Annotated in this window: 25 protein-coding genes and 1 tRNA gene; 21 read left to right on the top strand and 5 right to left on the bottom strand. The window is 37.2% G+C overall.

Annotated elements, in window-relative coordinates:
• Window positions 1–26 precede the first annotated feature (26 nt).
• From AC6H0V_RS01280 to AC6H0V_RS01190, 19 genes are read left to right on the top strand one after another with little or no spacing between them, the layout of a single operon-like run.
• A complete protein-coding gene (locus tag AC6H0V_RS01280; protein ID WP_497561894.1) occupies window positions 27–731 on the top strand; it encodes a class I SAM-dependent methyltransferase in 705 nt (234 codons plus the stop codon).
• Between the two features lie 18 nt (window positions 732–749).
• Window positions 750–1,718: a hypothetical protein gene (locus tag AC6H0V_RS01275; protein WP_497561893.1), complete on the top strand. Its 969-nt coding sequence runs from the start codon at window positions 750–752 to the stop codon at window positions 1,716–1,718.
• Complete coding sequence (locus AC6H0V_RS01270) at window positions 1,718–2,650, top strand: glycosyltransferase family 2 protein (RefSeq protein WP_497561892.1); 933 nt, start codon at window positions 1,718–1,720, stop codon at window positions 2,648–2,650. Before AC6H0V_RS01275 ends, AC6H0V_RS01270 begins: the two co-directional genes overlap by 1 nt.
• Window positions 2,647–3,789 carry a glycosyltransferase family protein gene (locus AC6H0V_RS01265; protein ID WP_497561891.1) on the top strand — a complete coding sequence of 381 codons (1,143 nt, stop codon included), beginning with the start codon at window positions 2,647–2,649 and terminating at the stop codon, window positions 3,787–3,789. Before AC6H0V_RS01270 ends, AC6H0V_RS01265 begins: the two co-directional genes overlap by 4 nt.
• Window positions 3,786–4,997 (top strand): acyltransferase family protein, encoded by a 1,212-nt coding sequence (locus tag AC6H0V_RS01260; protein ID WP_497561890.1) that lies wholly within the window; start codon window positions 3,786–3,788, stop codon window positions 4,995–4,997. The genes AC6H0V_RS01265 and AC6H0V_RS01260 overlap by 4 nt, the downstream gene beginning before the upstream one ends.
• Window positions 4,994–5,980 carry a glycosyltransferase gene (locus tag AC6H0V_RS01255; protein WP_497561889.1) on the top strand — a complete coding sequence of 329 codons (987 nt, stop codon included), beginning with the start codon at window positions 4,994–4,996 and terminating at the stop codon, window positions 5,978–5,980. The genes AC6H0V_RS01260 and AC6H0V_RS01255 overlap by 4 nt, the downstream gene beginning before the upstream one ends.
• A gap of 13 nt (window positions 5,981–5,993) precedes the next feature.
• Window positions 5,994–7,004, top strand: a complete 1,011-nt coding sequence (locus tag AC6H0V_RS01250; RefSeq protein ID WP_497561888.1) for a glycosyltransferase family 4 protein — start codon at window positions 5,994–5,996, stop codon at window positions 7,002–7,004.
• A 27-nt stretch (window positions 7,005–7,031) separates the two neighbouring features.
• A complete protein-coding gene (locus tag AC6H0V_RS01245) occupies window positions 7,032–8,282 on the top strand; it encodes a glycosyltransferase family protein (RefSeq protein WP_497561887.1) in 1,251 nt (416 codons plus the stop codon).
• On the top strand, window positions 8,269–9,492 hold the full coding sequence (locus AC6H0V_RS01240; protein ID WP_497561886.1) for an acyltransferase family protein: 1,224 nt from the start codon (window positions 8,269–8,271) through the stop codon (window positions 9,490–9,492). Before AC6H0V_RS01245 ends, AC6H0V_RS01240 begins: the two co-directional genes overlap by 14 nt.
• Window positions 9,489–10,784, top strand: a complete 1,296-nt coding sequence (locus tag AC6H0V_RS01235) for a glycosyltransferase (protein WP_497561885.1) — start codon at window positions 9,489–9,491, stop codon at window positions 10,782–10,784. The genes AC6H0V_RS01240 and AC6H0V_RS01235 overlap by 4 nt, the downstream gene beginning before the upstream one ends.
• The gene (locus tag AC6H0V_RS01230; protein WP_497561884.1) at window positions 10,774–11,592 is read left to right on the top strand and encodes an FkbM family methyltransferase; all 819 of its coding nucleotides are present in this window, start codon (window positions 10,774–10,776) and stop codon (window positions 11,590–11,592) included. Before AC6H0V_RS01235 ends, AC6H0V_RS01230 begins: the two co-directional genes overlap by 11 nt.
• Before the next feature lie 8 nt (window positions 11,593–11,600).
• Entirely contained in the window at window positions 11,601–12,485 is an 885-nt protein-coding gene (locus AC6H0V_RS01225) for an FkbM family methyltransferase (protein ID WP_497561883.1), read from the top strand.
• Between the two features lie 3 nt (window positions 12,486–12,488).
• On the top strand, window positions 12,489–13,631 hold the full coding sequence (locus AC6H0V_RS01220; RefSeq protein WP_497561882.1) for a glycosyltransferase family 4 protein: 1,143 nt from the start codon (window positions 12,489–12,491) through the stop codon (window positions 13,629–13,631).
• Window positions 13,618–15,072 carry an exosortase Y-associated Wzy-like protein gene (locus tag AC6H0V_RS01215; RefSeq protein ID WP_497561881.1) on the top strand — a complete coding sequence of 485 codons (1,455 nt, stop codon included), beginning with the start codon at window positions 13,618–13,620 and terminating at the stop codon, window positions 15,070–15,072. The genes AC6H0V_RS01220 and AC6H0V_RS01215 overlap by 14 nt, the downstream gene beginning before the upstream one ends.
• Window positions 15,035–16,216, top strand: a complete 1,182-nt coding sequence (locus tag AC6H0V_RS01210) for an XrtY-associated glycosyltransferase XYAG1 (protein ID WP_497561880.1) — start codon at window positions 15,035–15,037, stop codon at window positions 16,214–16,216. The genes AC6H0V_RS01215 and AC6H0V_RS01210 overlap by 38 nt, the downstream gene beginning before the upstream one ends.
• The gene (locus tag AC6H0V_RS01205) at window positions 16,203–16,826 is read left to right on the top strand and encodes a class I SAM-dependent methyltransferase (protein WP_497561879.1); all 624 of its coding nucleotides are present in this window, start codon (window positions 16,203–16,205) and stop codon (window positions 16,824–16,826) included. The genes AC6H0V_RS01210 and AC6H0V_RS01205 overlap by 14 nt, the downstream gene beginning before the upstream one ends.
• A gap of 3 nt (window positions 16,827–16,829) precedes the next feature.
• A complete protein-coding gene (locus tag AC6H0V_RS01200; RefSeq protein ID WP_497561878.1) occupies window positions 16,830–17,699 on the top strand; it encodes a glycosyltransferase family 2 protein in 870 nt (289 codons plus the stop codon).
• Between the two features lie 10 nt (window positions 17,700–17,709).
• Window positions 17,710–18,288, top strand: a complete 579-nt coding sequence (gene xrtY / locus AC6H0V_RS01195; RefSeq protein ID WP_497561877.1) for an exosortase Y — start codon at window positions 17,710–17,712, stop codon at window positions 18,286–18,288.
• A 2-nt stretch (window positions 18,289–18,290) separates the two neighbouring features.
• The gene (locus tag AC6H0V_RS01190; protein ID WP_497561876.1) at window positions 18,291–18,845 is read left to right on the top strand and encodes a WcaF family extracellular polysaccharide biosynthesis acetyltransferase; all 555 of its coding nucleotides are present in this window, start codon (window positions 18,291–18,293) and stop codon (window positions 18,843–18,845) included.
• A gap of 101 nt (window positions 18,846–18,946) precedes the next feature.
• On the opposite strand, the gene obgE is transcribed toward AC6H0V_RS01190, so the two are convergent.
• The 5 genes from obgE to AC6H0V_RS01165 form a co-directional block, all read right to left on the bottom strand.
• Entirely contained in the window at window positions 18,947–19,945 is a 999-nt protein-coding gene (gene obgE / locus AC6H0V_RS01185; RefSeq protein WP_497561875.1) for a GTPase ObgE, read from the bottom strand.
• A 40-nt stretch (window positions 19,946–19,985) separates the two neighbouring features.
• Complete coding sequence (locus AC6H0V_RS01180) at window positions 19,986–20,555, bottom strand: adenylate kinase (protein ID WP_497561874.1); 570 nt, start codon at window positions 20,553–20,555, stop codon at window positions 19,986–19,988.
• 60 nt (window positions 20,556–20,615) lie between these two features.
• Window positions 20,616–20,689, bottom strand: a tRNA-Arg gene (locus AC6H0V_RS01175).
• 84 nt (window positions 20,690–20,773) lie between these two features.
• Window positions 20,774–21,238, bottom strand: a complete 465-nt coding sequence (locus AC6H0V_RS01170; protein WP_497561873.1) for a redoxin domain-containing protein — start codon at window positions 21,236–21,238, stop codon at window positions 20,774–20,776.
• A gap of 90 nt (window positions 21,239–21,328) precedes the next feature.
• A complete protein-coding gene (locus tag AC6H0V_RS01165) occupies window positions 21,329–22,234 on the bottom strand; it encodes an SDR family oxidoreductase (protein ID WP_497561872.1) in 906 nt (301 codons plus the stop codon).
• Window positions 22,235–22,421: 187 nt separating this feature from the next.
• Between AC6H0V_RS01165 and atpD the strand changes: the two genes are divergently transcribed.
• Both atpD and atpC read left to right on the top strand, forming a co-directional pair.
• Window positions 22,422–23,924, top strand: coding sequence for a F0F1 ATP synthase subunit beta (gene atpD / locus AC6H0V_RS01160; RefSeq protein WP_497561871.1), 1,503 nt, complete (start codon window positions 22,422–22,424; stop codon window positions 23,922–23,924).
• A 67-nt stretch (window positions 23,925–23,991) separates the two neighbouring features.
• Window positions 23,992–24,237: an ATP synthase F1 subunit epsilon gene (atpC, locus tag AC6H0V_RS01155; protein WP_497561870.1), complete on the top strand. Its 246-nt coding sequence runs from the start codon at window positions 23,992–23,994 to the stop codon at window positions 24,235–24,237.
• The last annotated feature ends 81 nt before the right edge of the window (window positions 24,238–24,318 follow it).

Raw genomic sequence — 24,318 nt, 5'->3', positions numbered from 1 at the left:
CTTTATAAATCGTTTTAAATAGAATAATGAATTTAAAAAATATTCCTTTCATCCATAAATTAGGAGTACAAGTTAAGCACAGCTTATGGGTACGAAACATGATCAAAAACCTATCATTATATTTAAAAAATGATGGATTAAAATCTTTGCAGCTCGGTGCGGGATCAAACGCCTTAAAAAATTGGTTCAATACAGATTATTTTGTTCGGCATAATATCTTTTTTCTTGATGTAACCAAAGTTTTTCCGATTCCATCAGATAGCTTCGACTATGTTTTTAGCGAGCATCACATCGAACACATCAACTATGTGGATGCTCAGTTAATGTTGAAGGAAATTTTTAGGGTGATGAAAAAAGGTGGGGTTTTGCGTATTTGCACTCCAGATTTAGAGCGATATATGAAAAGCTATTTTGAAGAAAATGCGATCAATACTCCGTTTGTTAACGAGGTATTAAACACATGGATCAAACCTGGATTTTACAATGCAAAAAACTATATTCCGGCTCCAGGACAAGAAAACATCTCGTTTTTTATCAACGACATATTTTTAAACTATGAGCATAAATTTATCTATGACGGGCCAACTCTTAGTAAGTTGTTGGCAGATACAGGCTTCACCAGATTTTATCTCTCAGAAGCAACGAAATCCACTATTCCTGCACTTAACCAAATTGAAGCACATCAGGGAAATGTGAGTCTATATACATTGGCCATTGAAGCAGTTAAATAAATTACGCCTAAATTAAAGATGGTAAAAAATGTTTTAACTATAGCTACCGGTAAAAAACTGTATGTTGATTTAGCAGTTAATCTGGCCAGGTCATTTTGGTACTGGAATAGGGATGCAGCGATCAATTTCTATTTAGTAACAGATGCTGAAGAATTTTTACCGGAAGATATCAAGTCTTTCACTAAAATCATTCCGGTAAAAAAAGATGAACTTGGCAAGGGTTTTACACCTAAACTATTCTTAGATCAGCTTGCCCCTGATGGGCAAACCTTGTTTATAGATAGTGATTGTTTGGTATATGGCAACCTCAACATCGTGTTCGAAAAGTTTAAGGGGCATGATGTATCCGTAGTTGGAACCTTAGTATCAAATACAGAATGGTTTGGTGATATTGCCAGTATCTGCAAAAAATTTAACATTGCCCATCTCCCAAAATTTAATGGCGGAGTGTATTACCTAGAAAATGGTGAAGTTGCAAGAAAAGTATATCAAAAAGCCCGAGAACTGGAGCAGCAATATGATGAAATAGGATTCGTAAGACTACGGGGCAGACCCAATGATGAGGTGCTGATGGCTTTGGCCATGCAACTCTATAACCAAAAACCAATTCAGGAAGATGGATCAATAATGGCCGAATTTGTGAACTTTCAGAGCGGAGTTAAATCTAATCTCCTTAAGGGTGAAGTGATATTGTACAATACCCCCACCCATAGCAAATACAATCCCCTTTGGCCGTTACAGCAGGCAAAACCCTTAATTGTTCATTACCTTGGAAACTACAACCAATTGCATCCCTACATTACAGAAGCAAAAATATTAAATCTACTAGCAAAAGGGAAAACCCTTAATGTTGCAAAGTCTCTAGCTCATTTGGGTGTGGCAATACCTTATAAAATGAAACAGTTTGCAAAAAGCATGTTCAGACCAGTTTATAGATTGTTCTTTGGATTTAGGCCCATAGAAAAATCAGAAAGGATTATAGATTAATGGACGTAAGCATCATTATACCCACCTATAACAGATTATGGAGCTTGCCCAAAGCCATTAGCTCTTGTTTTGACACCAAACTTAACATAGAGGTTCTCGTGATCGACGATGGAAGCAACGATGGTACTTTTGAATGGTTACAAACCCAGTCTAATCTTAAGATTTTCCATCAAAAAAACCAGGGTAAAGATTGGGCTATCAATAATTTTTTTGCTAAGGCAAAAGGAAAATATATTCGATTTCTGGATTCGGATGATTGGTTACTCCCTTTTTCAACCGATTTACTTTTCGCGGAAGCGGAAGCAAAAAACGCAGACCTGGTGGCTGCAGGGCACGAAGTATATTCGGAAGATGAAAAATTAATGCACCAAATACAATGGGCAAGAAATGATGATTTTATAGCCCAACAATTGGGCGAAACCGATTCTTCCCATTATTCGGCCTATCTTTTTAAAAGAGAATTTATTTGTGATATCCCCCACAGGCAAGAATTTGGGATACGCGACGACCGTCAGTTCATAATCGAAGTGGCATTAAGAGAGCCTAAGACCTCCTTTATAGATACCCCAACTTTAGCGCATAGGGCCCATCAGCAAGAAAGGTTACAAAGCGTATCAGGGCATAAGATGATGCTCGCTAATATGGCTAGTTTAAAAATTTACCAAAATGCATTTGCCCAATTAGAGAATTCCAATAAATTAACCCAAAGGAGAAAAGAGGCAGGAATTAAAATCTTATGGCCACTCTCTCATTGGGTAGCAAAGGATAATATTACAGATGGCAAACTTATTTACGATTGGATCAAAGTACTAGATCCAAATTTTGAGATCCCAGATCAAGGTTTGATGGGTTTCTGTTACAGGAATCTAGGCTTTAACGCTACGGAGAAATTACTTAAACTGAGAAGGATTTTACTAAAAGGAATAAATTGAAGATCTTCATTTCATTTTTACAATCAAAAGTACAACACCCCATTTCTGCCTATAGCTTCTGGCAATATTATATCAAAAATGGTATTGAAGAGGCCGGACACGAATGGTTGGAATGCGAGCAAATAGATTGGGCCTACGGATTGGTGCCACAATCTCAAGAAAGTTTAATGGAATGGAAAACCAACAGTTGGGAATTGACAATTGCCTACCTAAAAAAAAACAACGTATCGCTTTTTCTCAGCTACCTATACCCTCATCAAGTTGATGAGGGGGCCATCAAGGAACTCCAAAAAATGGGTATCTTCTGCGTTAATTTTTTCTGCGACAACGTAAGAAATTTCAGAAAAGCCCCAAAAGAATTTGGTGTTTTCGATTTAAACTGGGTTCCAGAATTTAAGGCCCTTAAAATGTACAACAATGCAGGGTTCCCGACCATACACCTGCCTATGCCGATGTGGGTTGAGCCCGGCCATAGGATACCAACAGAAGTAGAGAGCAACAAAGTTTCGTTTATCGGCTCAAAAGATATTCAACGACAATTATTTTTTGAAAACTTAGTTAAAGATTTTCCAAAGCTTGAAATTGATATTTACGGTTCAGGGTGGAAAAGTAAAATGGAAACAGAGACCAAAGTGGCCAGTTCAGCATTTGATAAAATTATAAATCAATTTAACTTTATCAGGGATTTCGGAATTAACGCCTTCATAAATAAAGTAAAAGATAACAACATCCCCACAACCTTATCAGAACAACTGGAATTATTAATTAAAACGAAACCAAGTTTTGAAGATTATATTAAAATTACCAGAGAAAGTTTAGTTACTATCGGAATAAACCGATATCCAAGCTTTCAGTTCCCATTAAACCAGCCTGACACCTATTCAAGACTTAGAGACATCGAAGCGCCTATGCTTGGAGCGTGCTATTTGACAGAAAACACTGAAGGTTTAGAGCAATTATATCAACTGGAAGAAGAGATAGAAACATATACTAACGGCGCAGAGTTGGTCGAAAAAATTAATATGTTAAAGCTGGATCCAAAAAAGAGAGCTAAATTACGCTTAAAGGGCCAAGCTGCCGCACTAAATGACCATTCTATAAAAGAAAGCCTGAGAAAGATAATGGAGCAAATGAAATGAGGTTTTTTCAGAAAAATCTTCAACCAAACTTAGTCGCCAGACCTTATAACGAAAATATCGAGTCGTACAGGGGCATATGTGCACTTTTCGTGATGTTAAATCATGGTACCGTACACAGCAGCCTGTTAATAGACGGCTTACACATGCCGCCATTCGTCTTTTATCTGAGTTCTCCATATTTATCGGTATTGGTTTTTTTCTGTATCTCGGGTTATGCTATAGGGGTATCTAACAATAAACCTCATTTCAGCATTTCAACTTATTTAAAGAAACGGGCCATCCGGTTATACCCCATACTAATTGCATCCATTTTATTATGTGTAGTTGCTACTCAACTATTCCCATGGAAAATCATTTTAGGTAATCTCTTATTCCTTCAAAATACACTGCCTTATTTTGGGCATTACTTTGCAATTTTTGAGAATTTCCCTATTTGGAGCTTAAATCATGAGGCGCTCTATTATTTGCTCTTTATCGTTATTGTTTTTATTAAACCCAGAATATGGTTATTATTAACTTTAATGATAATTGCAAGTATTCTTAGCATCCATACTCCCCCAGGTACAGAGTTTCTACCTTTCTACTTAAATGGGTTTTATTTTTGGTTAGTGGGTCTATTATTTGCTTGGGGCATAGTAGATCAAAAGCATTTTACAGGTAATAAAGTTAATTTAATCAGCATTGTGTTCCTTCATTTATGTTTAACACACCTAGCTTTGGGAAGTATTATCCTTAGCATTTTACATATTAATACGAACAATAACTTTTCCGCACTTTTTCACCTCCCATTTTGTGTAATGCTAATGGGCCAATTGATGGGGTATGAAAACAAATGGTTGAAGATAAATCGGATACTATGTTACGTACTCCCGACATTCCTTTTTGCCTATTTAGCATTCGCGGGAAGGATTTTCGATAATGAAAGATGGATCATGTGCTTCATATTTTGGATTATGGCTATTGCTTTCTATACAGAAACAAAATACTCTGCATGGGTTAACAAGAATTTACTGTTCTTTGGAAGAATTTCATATGGGCTTTATCTTTTCCATATCCCAATTGCAATGTTGGTTAAAAACTATTATCCGGTATCAAGCTTTGATGTTCCCGTAAAATATGCATTATGGATTTCGATCACTCTGTTATTGGCTTATTTTTTCGAATTAAAACTTCAAGATCGTATCAAAAATTATTTCTTTAAAAAATGATCGGAAGAATTTGCATTTACTATAAAAAAACACCAGATACCAACAGTTTTATTTATGGCGATAAATTTTTAAAGCCCATTTATCGTGCGCTATTTAAAAAAGAAAAAATTGGCAGCATAGAGCGGGTATTTTTGAACTTATGCAAGAGCTTTGATGAACTTAAAGTTGATTACATAAAAAATTTGCCTTTCAATCAGTTACAACCTAATGATGTAGTTATTGTACTTGGCTTAGGGAAAACTGTATTAGATGGCTACCGCAAAAAAAATAAAATCATAGCCGGAATTGGCTTAATGACACATCCCGCTGAGTGGCCCACACTATTTGATGATTATCCAATTGCAGTTTATCTCCAACACTCTAATTGGACAACGGCAATTTACAAACGTTGGTATGGAGAGGAGAAATGTACCCCCTGGCCTGCCGGAATAGATACCAATTTTTGGGCACCGCAACCGCGTGAAGAAAAAAATTATATTTTAATCTACGTCAAATTCTTATGGGATAAAGAAAGGAATAGAAAAGAAATGCTGGAGCCAATAATCCAATTATTAGAAAAACGTAACTGTAATCACGAAACGATAATTTATGGTAATTATGAGCTACACACTTACCAAAAGCTGTTGAGCAAAGCGAAAGGTATGATCTATTTGGCAGAACACGAGAGCCAAGGTTTAGCTTATCAAGAAGCAATGTCTATGGATATTCCAATTTTGGCTTATAATCAAGGTTATTGGCTTGATCCAAATCGTATTGAATGGGAAGGAGAAAAAGCAATAGCAGCCTCATCAGTTCCATTTTTTGATGAAAGGTGTGGAGAAACCTTTGCTAATTTAAGTGAATTTAAAGAAAAATTGCCCGTTTTCCTGGATAGCATAGCTGAAGGCAACTATAGTCCGAGGCAATATGTACTAGAAAACCTTAGTTTAGCAAAAAGCGGAGAACGCATGCTAGAATTGATTAACATCACCTATGGTAAATAAGTTAAGGTAAATTATGAGAATTGCGATTACTGCCGACCCATTTATTCCTGTTCCGCCTGTAAATTATGGCGGGATAGAGCGCATTATACATTTCTTAGCCGAAGGTTTGGAAAAATCTGGACACCAAGTTATTTTGGTTGCGCACGAAGATTCGAAGGCAAATGTAGAACTTGTCGCGTACCCAACTTTGCAAAATGGATTAACTGGTCATTTAAAAAATATGGCTGCCATCAATAAAATAAAAAAATGGAAGCCAGACGTTGTACATAGTTTCAGTCGATTAGCTTATTTATTACCATTATTGGGATCTAATCTCCCAAAATTAATGTCATACCAACGGGAACCTACCATTTCCCAAATTAAAAAAGCCCGATTCTTCGCCAAAAAAAATACGCTTTCATTCACAGGCTGTAGCGATTACATCAGTAGTCAAATTAAACCCTATGCACCCGCCTATACCGTTTATAACGGAGTTGATATAGAAATTTACAATTTTGTTAATGAGGTCCGTGCAAATGCACCGTTAATGTTTTTAGGGAGAGTTGAACCGATAAAAGGTCCACAAGAAGCGATTGCTGTAGCTTTGGCCACTGGAAAAAATCTCATCATCGCAGGAAATATTCCCCATGAACATCAGGGTTTTTTCGATAAAGAGATCAAACCATTCTTGGGAAAACAAATTGAATATGTAGGTCAGGTTAATGATCAGCAAAAAAACGAATTATTAGGTTCTTCGGCTGCGTTACTAATGCCTATATTTTGGAATGAACCTTTTGGTATTGTCATGGCCGAAGCAATGGCATGCGGAACTCCAGTAATTGGTTATCCAAAAGGTGCTGTACCAGAAGTGGTCTCACCAGGTATAGATGGATTTTTGGCTAAAGATTTCGAAGAATTGTGCAGTTCAGTTTTAAGGATTTCTGAAATTTCAAGATCAGCAACAAGAAACACGGCAGAAAAAAAGTTCTCAAGTAAAAAAATAGTTGATGATTATGTGGCTATTTACAAACAAATCAGTAGTTGAGCATATATTGGCCTAATTAAATGAAGAATGACAATTGAAAATTCTGATTTAGCTATAAAAATCGTGCTGATTTCTTCAGGGCAGCCCACATTAAATCCTCGATTAGTAAAGGAAGCCGATGCATTAACCGCTGCCGGATATAAGGTTGAAGTACTTTATCAATATTGGAATTATTGGGGGACCAAATTGGATGAGGCTCTTTTAACCGATAAAAAATGGACATACAAACGCATTGGTGGAAGCCCAATTCATGAGAAATTCGACTACCTCTATACGCGTATTCGCCACAAAATCGCTAAAAAATTAGTGAAGTACTTGGGTTTTAACATGAGTTTAGCCGAGCAGGCCATAGGGCGAAGTACCTATCTTTTAACAAAGGAGGCAAAACGTACAGAAGCCGCATTGTATATTGCCCATACCTTAGCCGCATTGCCTGCCGCAATAAAGGCTGCCTCAAAAAATAACGCCAAAAGTGGTTTTGATGCAGAAGATTTTCATCGATTTGAAGTTTCAGATAAAGACAACGCGCCAGAAGTTGGTTTGAGCATTTACATCGAAGATAAGTACATGCCCAAATTAGATTACTTAACCACGTCAAGTCCATTAATTTCTGAAGCATATCAAAATTTATACCCCGAATTAATTCCTGAAACCATTTTAAATGTGTTTCCGAAGCAAAAAATCCAATTAAAAACTGAAACTGGAGAAGCATTAAAATTATTTTGGTTCTCGCAAAGTATAGGATTTGAGAGAGGCCTCGAGGAGGTAATTACGGTGATGGGTTCTTTAAAGAATTATGCCATAGAACTTCATCTTTTGGGCGATTTTACTGAAAACACAAAATCAGCATTTGAAAAATTTGCAGAAGAGAAAGGTACAAACAGTAATATGCTCTTCTTTTACCCACCTATTGCGGCTTCAGAAATTTTTAATTTTGCCGCCCAATTTGATATCGGTTTGGCAACAGAAAGCGGCACCCCTAAAAACCGCGACCTTTGCCTAACAAACAAAATCTTTACGTACATACATGCTGGCTTAGCTATTGTTGCCTCGGATACCGCCGCCCAAAAACAACTCATGACAAAATATAACAAAATGGGCAAGGTATATGAGCGAAAAAATCTGGAAACGCTACAACAAATTTTTGTTGGGTATTTAGAGGACAAAGAACTATTGGCTAACCATAGAAATTGGGCTAAAACCATTGCCGATGAAGAATTAAATTGGGAGAACGAGCAGTATAAATTAGTCCAGGTAATTAAGAATGTCCTCAATTAATCCTGCCCAAACACATAAAAACAATCATCTAGAGGCGCTAAGGGGTATCGCTGCATCATTGGTTTTGCTTGGGCATATGCTTACCGCCTTCCCCGAACTTACCAGAAGGAAGGGTCATTTTACAAATCTGATCGGAAATTGGGGAACTGAATCTGTTATTATATTTTTTATACTCTCCGGTATTGTGATGAATGCCTCCATCCAGCACCGTCATCGCAGTACAAAAAGGTTTCTTCTAGAACGACTGATCAGAATCCACCCGATACTCATCATTACGCTGATATCCTGCCTAATCATAGAAAAATATGTGTTCAATACCTTGCCTGATTTAGCAACCGTTCTAGGGAATATCATCCCATTAGGAACGCTACAGGGGAACATTGTACCTATTTTCTGGAAAACAAATTCTCCAATGTGGAGTCTAAGTTTCGAAGTGTTCTTCTATGTCGTTTTTGCCATATTTGCCATTCGTGCAGTTAAATTAAATCAAATTAATATGGTAATCTGGCTTGGTTTAAGTTTAATCGGCATTTACTTTTATCATCATCCATTTACAGACCATGGGGTGATGAGTTATCTCATCATCATGTTGGCCTATTCTGCGTCTTGGATAGTTGGATTTTACATCTGGGAGTTTCGGCATAAATTTAACTCTTCATTTGCCTTAGGAATGTTAAGTCTTTGCTGCCTTCCCATCGTATCTAGAGCGCATTTTACGTCGAATTATTTCGATCCGGGCAGAAATTTAATTTTCGCGCTTTGCAGTATTCCGTTTTTTTTATTCCTAATCCAGGATAAGAGCAAACAAAATATACCTCGCAACACTAATCTTTGGCTATTTAGCTTCATAATAATCCCCTATTTTACTGCATTATTCTTTATCTATGATGATCCAACTTATGCGATGTCAATTAAAGCAATGTATATTTTATGTCCAACAGCAGTCTTACCGCTAATTTTTTTCAAACAGTTCATCATTAAATGTTATTACAATTATATAGGCAACTTTTTAGTTAAATTAGGTTCCATTTCTTATGCATTGTACTTAACCCATAATCCATTATTGGTTCTTTTAGCAAGTTTTTCATTTATACCCATAATTATTAGGATTATCTTATTTTTCCCACTTATTTATGGTGTAGCTTACCTACTGGAGAAAAAACTTCAGCCGGTATTCAATACCCTTTTAAAAAGAAGTAACATCCGTTGAAAAAAGTTTTAATCCTAACACCCTACTTTGCCCCTACAAATGCTGCTGATATGCAACGCATTAGGATGAGCTTGCCTTATTTTGAGAGCCAGGGTTGGGAAGCAGAAGTGGTTACAGTAGATGCGAGGTTTTCGGATTTGCCCACGGATCCGCTATTGTTAGAAACTATTCCTCCCCAAATTATTGTTCACAAAGTGGATGCTTTTTCAAAAAAATGGACAAGTAAATTTGGCCTCGGAAGCCTCGCATTAAGATCAATGTACTTTTATAAGAAAAAGGTTAACGAATTATTGAGAAACTCAACCTATGATCTGATCTATTTCTCAACCACACAATTTCCCATATGTATCTTGGGAGCTTATTGGAAAAATAAGTTTGGCATCCCCTATCTTATAGACATGCAAGACTTATGGCATTCTGAGTATTATAAGAATAAACCAAAAGCAGAAAGGCCTAAAAAGTACTGGCTTTCATACCGATTAAACAAATATTTGGAGCCAATTGCAATGAAAAATGTTGATGGAATTATCAGCGTTTCTAAAAATTACATCGAAATTTTAACGCAACGATACCCACATCTAAAGAACAAACCCACTGAAGTAATTACTTTCGGTGCATTTGATATCGATTATAAAATTGCTGCTCAGCATGCGAATGAACTCAAAACTGTATACAACACCCCTCCAGGACGCATCAATTTGGTATATATTGGTAGGGGCGGCTATGATATGAGGGAATCGCTCCAAATTTTATTTCAGTGTTTTAAACAATGTTTAAGCAGTGATGAAGATTTATTTAAAAGAATACACTTCAATTTTATAGGGACAAGTTATGCGCCAAACGGAACTGGAACCAAAACCATTAAACCCATTGCAAAAGAATGCGGTGTGGCTGACTTCGTTACTGAATTTACAGACAGAATAGGTTTTTTCCAGAGCATTGGAAATCTACAAAAAGCAGATGGCTTAATTATCATCGGTTCTAATGATGGCAATTATACTGCTTCCAAGTTATTCCCCTATATTTTAACACACAAACAAATCCTTGCCATCCTGCATTCGGAGAGCAGTGCGGGAGAGATTTTAGAATCCTGCAATGCTGGAGAATTAATTACCTTACAAGAAAATCTGGAAAGTAGTGTTAAGATTTTCAAAAATTTCGTGCATAAAATTATTCAACAAGAACCAGTTAATATAAATTTGCAAGAATTTGAGCCTTATACCGCAGCATATTTAACCGAGAAGCAAACAGATCTTTTTAATCGAATCATTAAATCTTTCCATGTCAATTAATCCACTAGTTAAAAAAATATTAAGGAGGCCCTTTTTCCATGGACAGGATAGGATTTTTAATTATTTTTTTACTCGCAACCAATTAAATGTTGGGGAGCAAGTGGTAAAACCGATTACTGGAAATTTTATAATCAATTGCGATACGAAAACGTGGATCGGTGCTAAAATTGCATTTCTTGGGGATTATGAGCCCCATCTAAAGGCAATTTTTAAATCTTTCATAAAAGTAGGAGATGTGGTGGTTGATATTGGGGCCAATATTGGATTTCATTCTCTATATTTTGCAGAGTTGGTAGGCGAAAGTGGGAAAGTAATTTCATTTGAGCCTGTTCCATATAATTTTTCCTCGCTTAACCACAATATATCACTCAATAAATTTAAGCAGATTGTCGCTCATAATATTGCACTAAGTGACAAGAACGAGGAGTTTAATATTGAAGCCGATCCCCAAAGTAAAAATCCTGGATCCTTTAATCTTTTCAAAAAAGGGGGAGATGCCATCGTGAAGAGCCGAATAGGCGATGAAATACTTGAAAATGAACGTATCAACTTTATTAAGATTGATGTAGAAGGTTATGAAAGTTTCGTATTTGCAGGGCTTTTAAAAACGATCGAAAAAAATGAGCCAATTTTAATCTTTGAGTACGACATTAATTATCACCATAAAACAGGACTTCCCAACGATTATATTTTTAACCTATTGAAACCTTTCGACTATTCCTTTTTCCAGGTTAGTAGAGATGGATTAAAACCTTTGGTACTAGAAAACGTACGATCTTGTAATATATTGGCCACACCAAATTCCTAAAATTGCTAATGATTTCAGCACTTAAAAGAACCTTAGGTTTTATACACCAGCACCCCTTGGCAAAAAGGCATTTGTTTAGTGCTTATTTAAAAGCTTTTTCATGGCAATTTAGAGCCATGATACTCAACAAGCCCGTGGCATTAAAATTTATTGGAGAGACAAAATTCTTTGCACAAAAGGGCCTAACTGGAATTACGGGTAACATTTATACGGGTTTGCACGAGTTTGAGGATATGGCTTTTTTACTTCATTTTTTAAGAGCTGAAGACATCTTTTTTGATGTTGGTGCAAACGTTGGATCTTATACGATTTTGGCTTCTGGCGTAAAAAAAGCCAAAACCATTGCTTTTGAACCTAGTTTGCAAACACACCGCATACTCGAAAATAATGTGATTCTAAACGGCCTGCAAAGTTTGGTTGATTGTGTAAATAAAGGCGTTGGTAAAAAAGAAGAAAAACTCAATTTTATTACCAATGAAGATACCACAAATCGCGTAGCAGAAGCTGATGATAACCAATCCACCACTGTAGATGTTGTACCCCTAGATCAGTTTTATCTTAGTTATAAACCAACATTAATTAAAATCGATGTAGAAGGCTTTGAGACAGAAGTATTGAATGGAGCACCAAAAATTCTAGCTGACCCTACGTTAAAAGCAATAATTATTGAGCTAAATGGAAGTGGCGAACGCTATGGTTTTGACGAAAAAAACATTCATTCAAAATTAACCTCTGAAGGTTTTGAACCCTATGTTTATAAACCCTTTAAAAGAGAACTTAACAAGTTGTCTTCTTTTGGTAGTTTTAATACCATATACATTAGAGACGTAGATTTCGTTAACGAAAGATTAAGATCTTCACCACCATTTATTGTTTTTAATGAAGCAATATAAAATGTGAAAAAGTTAGCCATCATTAGTACCCACCCCATTCAATATTATGCTCCAGTGTTTAAAATACTGGCAAAATTGGTACATTTAAAGGTTTTTTATAGCGGTGGAGAAAAACTTGTAAATCAATTCGACCGAGGGTTTAACAAACAGATCAATTGGGATATTTCTCTCTTGGGGGGATACGACTACGAGTTTTTAACCAACACTTCAAAAACGCCAGGAAGCCACCATTTTAAAGGCATAATTAATCCAAATGGAATAGCACAAATTAATTCATTTCAGCCCTCAGCACTATTAATTTATGGTTGGTCTTATCAAAGCCATTTAAAATTGATTAGGCATTATAAAGGCAAAATCCCGGTATATTTTAGGGGAGATTCTACCCTTCTCGATCAAAGTAAAGGCTTGAGAAGCCTGCTCAAGAATCTATTTTTAAGATTCGTATATAAGCATATAGACACCGCTTTTTATGTGGGAAATGCAAATAAAGCCTATTTTAAGGCCTATGGATTAAAGGATCATCAATTGATATTTGCCCCTCATGCAATAGACAATCATCGCTTTGCGGAAAATAAAAAGGAAGAAGCATTATCGATTAGAGAAAAAATAAAAATTTCGGAGAAGGACATATTAATCCTCTTTGCTGGAAAATTAGAACCTAAAAAAAATCCTACCTTACTGCTCAACGCCTTTATTGATCTAAATTTACCAAACCTACAGTTGCTTTTTGTGGGAAATGGGATATTAGAAGGCGAGTTAAAAGCCCAGGCTTCGAAAGAAAAACACGTTCATTTTATCGACTTTCAAAACCAAAGCCAAATGCCAAGTATTTATCAGGCCTGCGATCTATTTTGTCTTCCATCAAAAGGACCCGGAGAAACTTGGGGGCTGGCTGTAAATGAAGCAATGGCAAGCGGTAAAGCAATATTAGCGTCCGATAAAGTTGGCTGTGCCACAGATTTAGTGAACAATCAGAATGGCTTAATTTTTAAAAGCAATAACTTAGAGGATTTGAAGCAAAAATTGATAAATTTAACAGCAGATAGAGATGAATTAAAAAAGATGGGTGAGAATTCTTTTCAACATATTAAAAATTGGAGCATCGAACAGCAAGCAAAGGCAATAGCAAATTATGTTAACAGATAAATACCCCAATTTCTCTCGTCAAAAGGTGCTCATCTTAATCTATTGTCCATGGGTGGTATCTCTAATGGTTCAAATAGATCCCGTTGTATCCTATTTTATAGCATGGCTAGGATCCTTCTTCATCTTTTATTGGACACTTTTCTCAAGAGTTAAATACATCCCGCATGATTTGCCTTTAAGTAAAATGGTGATGCGCCCAATTGTATTGATCCAATTGATTTTTGCTGGATTTATGTGCTGTACTTCTGTTTTCTATTTTTTAGATCACTTGGGCTATGAGTATTTTACCAAGGTTACCATTGTTCCCTTCAGGGCTACAGAACTTACATACATCATTGCTAAATGTCAAAGAATGTGCCTATTAGCACACGCCGCTCTGGTAACGGGAATCATTGTACAAACCAACCAATTTCCGCTTACTAAACATAAGCTAAATCTGAATCTCGATTTTTTTTTAATCTGGTTATGCATTGTATCCTATATCTTAGGAGGAGTAACCTCCCGATTTTCAAGTATTATTCAATTCTCCTTCGGCTTAATTAATATTTCTATTACCTGTAGTGCATATGTCTTTGTAAGAGGTATTGTTCAAAAAAAAGTAGGTTATACGGCATTTGGAGGAGGCGTATTTCTTGTCAATTTCTTGGCCTCTACCTTAACGGGTTATAAGGAAAGTGTAATTATCAATGTGCTTATAATCGGCTTCCTACTCTTCCCTTATTACAAAAAATTGATCATAGTGCTTGCAATTCCAACACTTTACGTGATATTATATGTACTACCAACATTTGCAAGTATTGTTAGACATGAATCATGGTCTGGAGAAAAATCTGCTCATGAAGCTAGAACTGAGGCATTAGACGCTGTAATCCATAGTGAGGGGGGAGTAGACGAAACGAATTGGGATTTTTTAACTGGTAGGCTAAGTGAGCAATATATGTTTACTCAGTTTGTGAGATATATCCCCGAACAAAGGGGATATTATGGTTTAGAAATTGTCGAAAATTCTATCCTTGCCGTTATTCCGCGGGCATTTTGGCCTGGAAAGTTTATTACTGAAACCGTTTCAATGAAAAGGGTGTATGAAGCTGGGGTAGCTACAAGGTCTTCGAGTGTATCTGCTAAAACCCGCCCCGTGGTTGATGGGTATGTAAGTGCTGGGTTTGTTGGCGTGTTTATTTCCATATTTTTATATGGATATGTCACTCAGTGGTTGTGTAATAAGGCCGAGGAGTGGTTTGGAAGCTACGAGCTGGGCTGCATTGTTGTATTTAATGCTATTTTCCAAAACCTTTGGAGGGGTAACAATTTCGAATTTTTGGTTAACAATATCTTTTATGGCTACTTGTCCATGTTTGTTATCTACTGGGTCTTAAAAAGATCAAATACCATTACCGAATTAAATGTCTATAAAACTATTACAGATAACCGCAGCGTATAAGCCCGCGTATATTTACGGGGGGCCAACCATGTCTGTAGCGAAACTATGCGAAGCCCTGGCACATCAATCAATTGATATCCATGTTTTAACCACTACAGCCAATGGCAAAGAGGAATTAGCTGTGGCCGAAAATGAAACACAGGTGGTTGATGGGGTTAGCGTTACCTATTTTAAACGGTTAACAAAAGATCATACCCATTTTTCCCCCCAGCTACTTTGGGGTTTAAGACGAGAAATTAAACAGGCGCAAATAGAAAATACCCCTACACAAGCTATCGTAGTTCATATCCATGCCTGGTGGAATTTAGTTTCTATCTTGACCTGCAAAATGGCAAAATGGTATCATATTCCAGTTATTTTATCTCCCAGAGGGATGTTAACCAATTATACGCTGGGTAATAGAAACAGTGTGCAAAAAGGGATTATCCATTCATTATTAGGGAAAAATCTACTAAGATATTGCCATATACACGCTACTAGTGAAAAAGAAAAGGAAGATATTTTAGTGCATATTCATCCAAAAAGCATCACTGTGATCCCAAACTTGGTTGATCTACCAGTGCAACATATTTCGGCACCAAAACCTGACCACACTTTCTTTAACCTATTGTTTTTATCGAGAATTGAAGAAAAAAAAGGGTTAGAACTTCTCTTCGAATCGTTAAAAGAAGTTGATCTAAATTGGATATTAACCATAGCGGGATCTGGGGATGAAAGCTACATTAAAAGTTTAAAAGTCAAAATTGAGCACTTAAACCTAAAAGGACAGATTAAGTGGGTGGGCCAGGTAGATAATTCTATTAAATTTAATCTTTTGGCAGAAAATGATCTAACTATATTAACTTCATATAATGAAAATTTTGCCAACGTGGTAATAGAGAGTTTAAGTGTGGGTACAGCAGTTTTATTATCAAATGAGGTAGGCTTAGCCGAGTATGTAAGTGAAAAAGAATTGGGCTGGATTGCAGAGCTAAACATTGAGAGCATAAAGCAGGCCCTCTTATCCGCCTATCGCGATCGCCCAAAAAGAGATAACATCAGAAAAGAAGCACCCCAAATAATCAAAACCGACTTTAATTCGGATGCTTTAGTTCAAAAATATATAACCCTCTACAAACAAGTAATATCACATGTCAGCTTATAAAGATTTTGGTTTTAGAAACGCAGGACCTGTATATGTACATCAATACATAACGGCACCTCTCCTTAAATTGTTGAATAAGGATATAAACAAAAGCATTTTAGATTTAGGTTGCGGAAACGGGGCATTGGTTATAAAGTTAAGGGACCTAGGCTACAATGCCTATGGAACAGATGCATCGGTTTCTGGAATAGCACTGGCATCACAATCTTTACCTGAACATTTTGCCGTGCAAGACCTATCAACGGATGATCTCCCAGAAAAATTTGAGAAACTTAACTTTGATACGATTATTTCTACTGAAGTGGTTGAGCACTTGTATGATCCTAGGCAATTTATAGCGTTCTCAAAAAAAATATTGCTTAAAAATGGTGGTGGACAACTCATCCTTAGTACCCCATACCATGGCTATATAAAGAACCTGCTATTGGCTTTGGCCGGAAAATGGGACCAACATGCTAATCCACTGTTCGACGGAGGACATATAAAGTTATGGTCTAAAAACACCCTTACCCAACTCTTAACTGAACAAGGATTTAAAGTTACCGATTTTGTGGGTTGTGGCCGGGTTCCATATGTGTGGAAATCGATGATTATTAAAGCTATCATTTAAGCTATGAACAAGGAGTTTAGTTTCATCATTCTTACTTTCAACGAAGAACAACATTTACCACGATTGTTGAGCTCTATTGTAGGTTTAGAGGCTGAAATCTTTGTGCTAGATTCTGGAAGTACCGACCAAACTCTCGCTATTGCCCAAAGTTATGGCGCACATATTAAGCATAATCCGTTCGAAAATCACCCTAAACAATGGGATTTTGCGTTAAAGAATTTTGATGTCCAAACCCCATGGACCATAGGCCTAGATGCAGACCATGAGGTAACTCCCGAACTATTCAAAAGGTTAAAAGAATTCAAAAATGAAAACTTCACGAACATTAATGGGATTTATTTTAACCGTAAAAATTATTTTAGGGGCAAATGGATCCGGTTTGGGGGTTACTACCCTAAATATCTCCTAAAAATGATCAGAACCGATATCGGTTACTCTGATCTTAATGAAAATATGGATCACCGCTTTATCGTTAGCGGCGAAACAAAAATTTGGAAGGATGGCCATATTTTAGAAGAAAATCTTAAGGAAAACAAGATCAGCTTCTGGATAGAAAAACACAACAAATACAGCGATCTTATTGCACGCGAGGAAATTGAAAGAAGAAATCACCTAAGGCAACAGACCATAACGCCAAAATTTTGGGGTAGTCCCGACGAACGAATCGCATGGCTAAAAAGATTATGGTGGAAATTACCCTTAGGTTTAAGGCCTTTTATTTATTTTAGCTATCGCTTGTTTTTTAAATTAGGCATATTAGATGGATCAACAGGGATTTTATTCCACTTTTTGCAAGGTTTCTGGTTCAGGTTAATTGTCGATCTAAAAATTAAGGAAATTATAAAATCACACGAAATAAACTCAACTAATTAATTATCTCTCAATGAACGAATTACAGGATAAAAAGCAAGCAAATAGAATGGCTATCATCTTTGTGATTAAACTACTGTTTTTCTATTTTCTTTTTAGTCAGGGAAATCTTTTTATGAACAGTGTTCTAAATGGCGGAAAATATTATAACGAAACCCTCGCTACCCATTTTAATTATATCCAAGCCCTTAAATCAGCATTAATCGTGCCTGCAGCATGGCTGATCAAGCTATTTGGATTTTACACAATCCACAATAAAATGGACGTAATGGTTGTAAGCGGCCCTTATCTACGCATCAATTACGCCTGTCTGGGTATAGGCGTAATGTGTTTTCTTGTCGCTTTTGTTATCGCTTTTCCAGCTAAATTAGCATCTAAATGGAAACTACTTGTATTTGGTCTTTTGATGATCTATATGTTAAATATGCTCCGAATTGTAGCACTTGGCGTATTATTGGGACTGTTTAAATCGCAAAGGAGCAATTTCCAGTACCATCATGAAATTTTTAATATTCTGGTCTACATTTGTATTTTTATCGTACTTTATTATTGGATTAAGAAAAATACCACATTGATTGCTAAAGAGAAATAGAATTGAGTAATATAACCCAACTTAAAAAAGACTTTGATAAAAAAGATTTTGCTATCGGAGCATCTTCATTCAAGTTGTTTTGCTGGTACTTTACGAGTATGCTTTTTTTTCGTTCTGGATTAATTCCTTCAAGCAGCATCCTCATCGCTATACTTAAGCTTTATGGAGCTAAAATTGGCAAAGATGTACGGATTAAGCCATATATCTATATTCACTATCCTTGGAAATTAACTATTGGAGATCATTCATGGTTGGCAGAGTGCAGGATAGAAAACCTAGAACAGGTTACGATTGGAGCTAATGTTTGTATTTCGCAAAAGGCCATGTTGTTAACTGGCAATCACAATTATAAAAAATCAACTTTTGATTTAATAACAAAGCCCATTACGCTAGAAGACGGGGTATGGATTGGCGCAAATGCTACCGTTTGTCCCGGTATCACTGCATTTTCGCATGCTGTATTAACGGTAGGTTCTATTGCTACTAAGAATCTTGAAGCCTATAGCATTTATCAAGGCAATCCGGCAGTGAGGGTGAAAGACAGACTGATTGAATAAAAAATATACTTGTCACACTGAGCGTAGTCGAAGTGGAATCAAACTCAGTGGTTTGAACAAAGAAATTAAACTGGCTTCGACTACGCTCAGCCTGACAGTTTTTATTCCTCATTGATCGTTTTCCAAAGAAGATCTTTAAGTTCGGTGATGCCTTGTTGTGCTACCGAAGAAATAAATAAGGTGGGCACCTGTGGTAGATCTAAACTTATTTCTGCTTTTAGTTCTTCATCCAACATATCAGCTTTTGTGATAGCAAGGAGATGTGGTTTTTGCATCAACTCTGGATTAAACTGTTGCAGTTCGTTCTTTAAAATCTGGTATTCTTCTTTGATACTTCTATTGGTATCAGCCGGCACCATAAAAAGAAGCACAGAATTACGTTCAATATGACGTAAAAATCTAAATCCCAAACCTTTTCCTTTAGAAGCTCCTTCAATAATTCCTGGAATATCAGCCATTACGAAAGATTTGCCATTGCGATAGGAAACAATGCCAAGATTAGGGACTAACGTAGTGAAAGGATAATCAGCAATTTCTGGCTTAGCCGCAGATAATACAGATAACAGCGTTGATTTGCCGGCATTTGGGAAACCTACCAATCCCACATCGGCAAGTACTTTAAGTTCCAATACCATCCACTCTTCTTTCCCCGATTCTCCTGGCTGTGCAAAACGAGGGGTTTGTAAAGTTGGCGTTTTAAAATGCCAATTTCCAAGTCCACCCCTACCTCCTGGCGTTAAAATTTTGGTCTCCCCATCTTCGGTAATTTCGAAAAGGATATCCCCTGTTTCTGCATCACGGGCAATGGTACCCAACGGAACTTCCAAGATCTCATCTGCACCTGTCTTCCCGGTTTTCTGACTGCTTCCTCCGCTCTCTCCGTCTTTAGCTATAATATGTTTCCGGTATTTTAAATGCAATAATGTCCAGAACTGGGCATTTCCTTTTAGGATAATGTGACCACCTCTGCCTCCATCTCCACCATCAGGCCCGCCTGTAGATGTAAGCTTATCACGATGCAAATGTGCAGACCCTGCTCCGCCCTTGCCCGAACGGCAACAAATTTTAACGTAATCTACAAAATTTGATCCTTGTGACATTTCTTAATTAGCTAATTGGCTAATTAGCTAATTAGCTAATTTAGTACTTATCGATAACAGCGCAAAGCTTGTTAAAGATATCATCGATATTACCAATACCATTTATTTTGGTGAGTTTCTTTTGCTCGTCGTAATAAGGTAAAACTAGAATAATCTTATTGAAATATTCGTCAATTCTTTTTTGAGATTTAACAACTTGATCATCTACCCTACCTGTTTCTAATTGACGTTGAGCGATACGCTTAACCAATTCATCTTTAGCTACATCCAAAGCAATTACACCCGCAATGTTACTGCCTTTTCCTTCTAAAAATTTATCTAATTCTACAGCCTGAGGAATGGTTCTTGGAAAACCATCGAATACAAAACCCTTAGCACTAGGGTTTTTATCGATTTCTTCCTCCAACATATCAATTGTAATTTTGTCTGGAACCAATTCGCCCTCCGCAATCAGCTTGCTCACTCTCTTCCCTAAAGCAGTTTGATTTTTAATGTGTGCCCTAAAAAGATCTCCAGTAGAAATATGAACCAACTGATATTTATCAATCAGTTTCTGCGACTGGGTGCCTTTGCCTGCACCTGGAGGACCAAAGAGAACAAAATTTAGCATTAAGATTGGCTTTAAAATTTTAAAAGCCTTACCGCCTGTTGGCTGCAAGGCTTTAATTTGTGCACTTGTAGGGATTCGAACCCCAAACCTTCTCATCCGTAGTGAGATGCTCTATCCAGTTGAGCTACAAATGCGAAAGTCATTGTCCCGTATGGTTAACGGACTGCAAAAGTAACGCTTGAAAATCAATTTAACAATTTTTTTGAAGAATAAATCAATTAGGTACTTACTGCCTCTTTTATTTTCTCAAAATCCGGCAAATCTCCAGCATTTTCCAAGACCTCTGAATAAGTAATCGTACCCTTTTCATTTACAACAAACGCGGCCCTTTTAGATACCCCTTTTAAGTTAAATACAAATTGATCGTAAAGAGCACCATAGGCTTTCGAAATTTCCTTATTAAAATCAGATAACATTGGAAATTGATAAAATTGCTCTTCTTTAAACTTAGCTAACGTAAAAGGTGAGTCTACAGAAATGGCAACTACAGCTGCATTCATCCCTTCATAATACCCGAAACTATCCCGCATCGTACACAACTGCGTGGTACAGGTTCCAGTAAACGCCATCGGAAAAAAATGAATAACCAATTTCTTCCCTTTATAGTCGGATAACGAAATCTCTTTTAATTCTGAATTAAATAATGTAAAATCTGGGGCTTTATCGCCTGGTTGTAGAGACATATAATTAGGTTATAATTTCAATTGTTGCAAGGTTGGAAGGTTTGACGATACACTTCAGACTCGCGGACTTTCCGACTCTCGGACTGTTATTTAATTTCTCTCTAGCTGTTTCCTCACAATCTCCAATCCTTCCTCAAAGCTATGGGGTTGATAGTTTAATTCGGTCATGGCTTTGTCTAAAATAAATCCGGTTTTACCAGGACGTTTCGCTGCCTGATTTAATGTAGCTGCACTCACTTCATTAATTAAAGAATCATCCAGTTGCCAGAAACTGGCTACCCGAGCAACCAATTCGGAGATACTCATCATATCTTTCCCAGAAATATGGAATACACCCTGCGCTTCTCTCTCAACGCTCAACATACAGGCATCGGCCAAATCTTCTGCTAAGGTGGGAGTACGCCATTGATCGTTCACCACATTCAAAGAATCGCCTTTTTCTAATGCCCCTTTGGCCCAAACTACAATATTACTACGGCTCATGTCTCCTACAATACCATACACTAAAATGGTCCTCAAAATAGCCCATTTGCAAACAGCTTGCTTAACGATTTCCTCTCCAAGCAATTTGGTTTCCCCATAATAACTAACGGGATTTGGAGAGTCGTCTTCTACATACGGACCACTTGCCCCATCAAACACAAAATCGGTCGATAAGTGGATGAAATGTATAGAATAGGTTTCACAATAACTCACCAACGTTTGTACTGCAATTACATTTAACTGATAGGCCAACTCGCGTTGTACGTGGCAGGTATCAACGTTGGTCAGGGCTGCTGTATGGATAATTGCATCGGGTTTAAATTTTTCAATTACAGATTTCACCTGATCCGGATCCAGAATATCCATTTCGGCATACGTATAACCCTCGGCTTTAGGGTAACGATTTCTGCCTTTTGAAGTAGCGATAAGGTTTACACCTCCCTCCTTTATAATCTTTGCGGTAATTTTCTGACCTAAAAGCCCGTTGCTTCCTGTAACTAATACGGTTTTCATAGCCGCTAAATTACTGATAAAAAAACTGTTGAATTTTTTTTGATTTATGTATAATTTTTAACACGAAAAATCATAACTTTGCAAACCGAATTGCGGGCACTTAAAAATGCCTTAACTCCCGATAGCTCCGAGGGAGTCCCTGTGGGACTATCGGGATTGATTTTTATAATTTTACCAAAAACAATATATGCCTAACATTGGAAAGATAGCGCAGATTATAGGACCGGTAGTTGACGTAAGTTTTGCTAACGATGCTCATTTACCTAAAATTTTCTCTGCTTTAGAGATTACTAAAGAAAACGGACAAAAGATCGTTCTTGAAGTTCAACAACACCTTGGTGAAGACCGTGTACGTGCCATTTCGATGGATTCAACTGACGGTTTGGTTAGAGGTATGGATGCCATTGATACTGGCGCGCCTATCAAAATGCCTGTTGGAGATCAGATTAAAGGTCGTTTGTTTAATGTGGTTGGAGAAGCAATTGATGGTATTTCAGCAGTTGATAAAACTGGTGGTCGTCCAATTCATAATGCCCCTCCTAAGTTTGAAGATTTATCTACGGAAACTGAGGTACTGTTTACTGGTATTAAAGTAATCGATTTATTAGAGCCATACGCAAAAGGCGGTAAAATTGGATTGTTTGGAGGTGCGGGTGTAGGTAAAACTGTATTAATTATGGAATTGGTAAATAATATTGCCAAAGCATATGCAGGTTTATCAGTATTTGCTGGTGTAGGTGAGCGTACCCGTGAAGGTAATGACCTTTTACGTGAGTTTATTGAATCTGGTGTAATCAACTATGGTGATGAATTCCTTCATTCTATGGAAAAAGGTGGATGGGATTTAAAAACTGTTGATACCGAAAAATTAAAAGAATCAAAAGCAACCTTGGTATTCGGTCAGATGAACGAGCCTCCTGGTGCACGTGCACGTGTAGCCCTATCAGGATTAACAGTTGCAGAATATTTCCGTGATGGTGATGGCGAAGGCGCTGGAAAAGACATCCTTTTCTTCGTTGATAACATCTTCCGTTTTACACAGGCGGGTTCTGAAGTGTCGGCACTATTGGGCCGTATGCCGTCAGCCGTAGGTTACCAACCAACGTTGGCAACAGAAATGGGTTTGATGCAGGAACGTATTACATCTACAAAACGTGGGTCAATCACCTCGGTACAGGCAGTTTATGTACCAGCAGATGATTTAACTGACCCTGCTCCAGCAACAACTTTTGCCCACTTGGATGCAACAACGGTACTTTCACGTAAAATTGCTGAACTAGGAATTTACCCTGCGGTAGATCCATTGGATTCTACTTCTCGTATTCTTTCTCCAGCTGTATTAGGTGATGAACATTACAACACCGCTCAACGCGTTAAAGAAACTTTACAACGATATAAAGAATTACAGGATATCATCGCGATCTTAGGTATGGACGAATTATCTGAGGAAGATAAATTAGTGGTATCTCGTGCTCGTCGTGTTCAACGTTTCCTATCACAACCTTTCCACGTAGCTGAACAATTTACCGGCCTAAAAGGTGTATTGGTTGATATTAAAGATACCATCAAAGGTTTTAATATGATCATGGATGGCGAAGTTGACGAATATCCAGAAGCTGCATTTAACTTGGTTGGTAGCATCGAAGAAGCTATTGAAAAAGGCAAGAAATTACTAGCCGAAGCAAATTAAAACCTGTTTGGCGTTTGGCGTCTGGCGTTTCAGCACGCCCTACGCTCTACGCATAACGCTATAACATATGACATTAGAAATACTTACCCCGGATAAAAAAGTTTTCGAAGGCGATGTAACTTCAGTTACGGTACCTGGAACTTTAGGCTCTTTTCAGATTTTGAAAGGTCACGCTCCTATTATCTCCACTTTAGAGGATGGTCCGGTAATAATTAAAAGTGCAGCAGGCGAAGAAATCTTTAGCATTAAAGGTGGAGTTGTTGAAGTGCTTAATAATCAAATTATTGTATTGGCCGAAGCTGTAGTAGCTTAATAAAAGAAAAACACTATAAAAAAGCCTTTAGATTTTCATCTAAGGGCTTTTTTGATTCAGCCCCATTAGCTAATTCACTAA

This window comes from Pedobacter sp. NO84, from assembly GCF_059703915.1.
The sequence above is the reverse complement of the archived record's forward strand: the minus strand, read 5'-3'. Positions and strand labels throughout refer to the sequence as shown.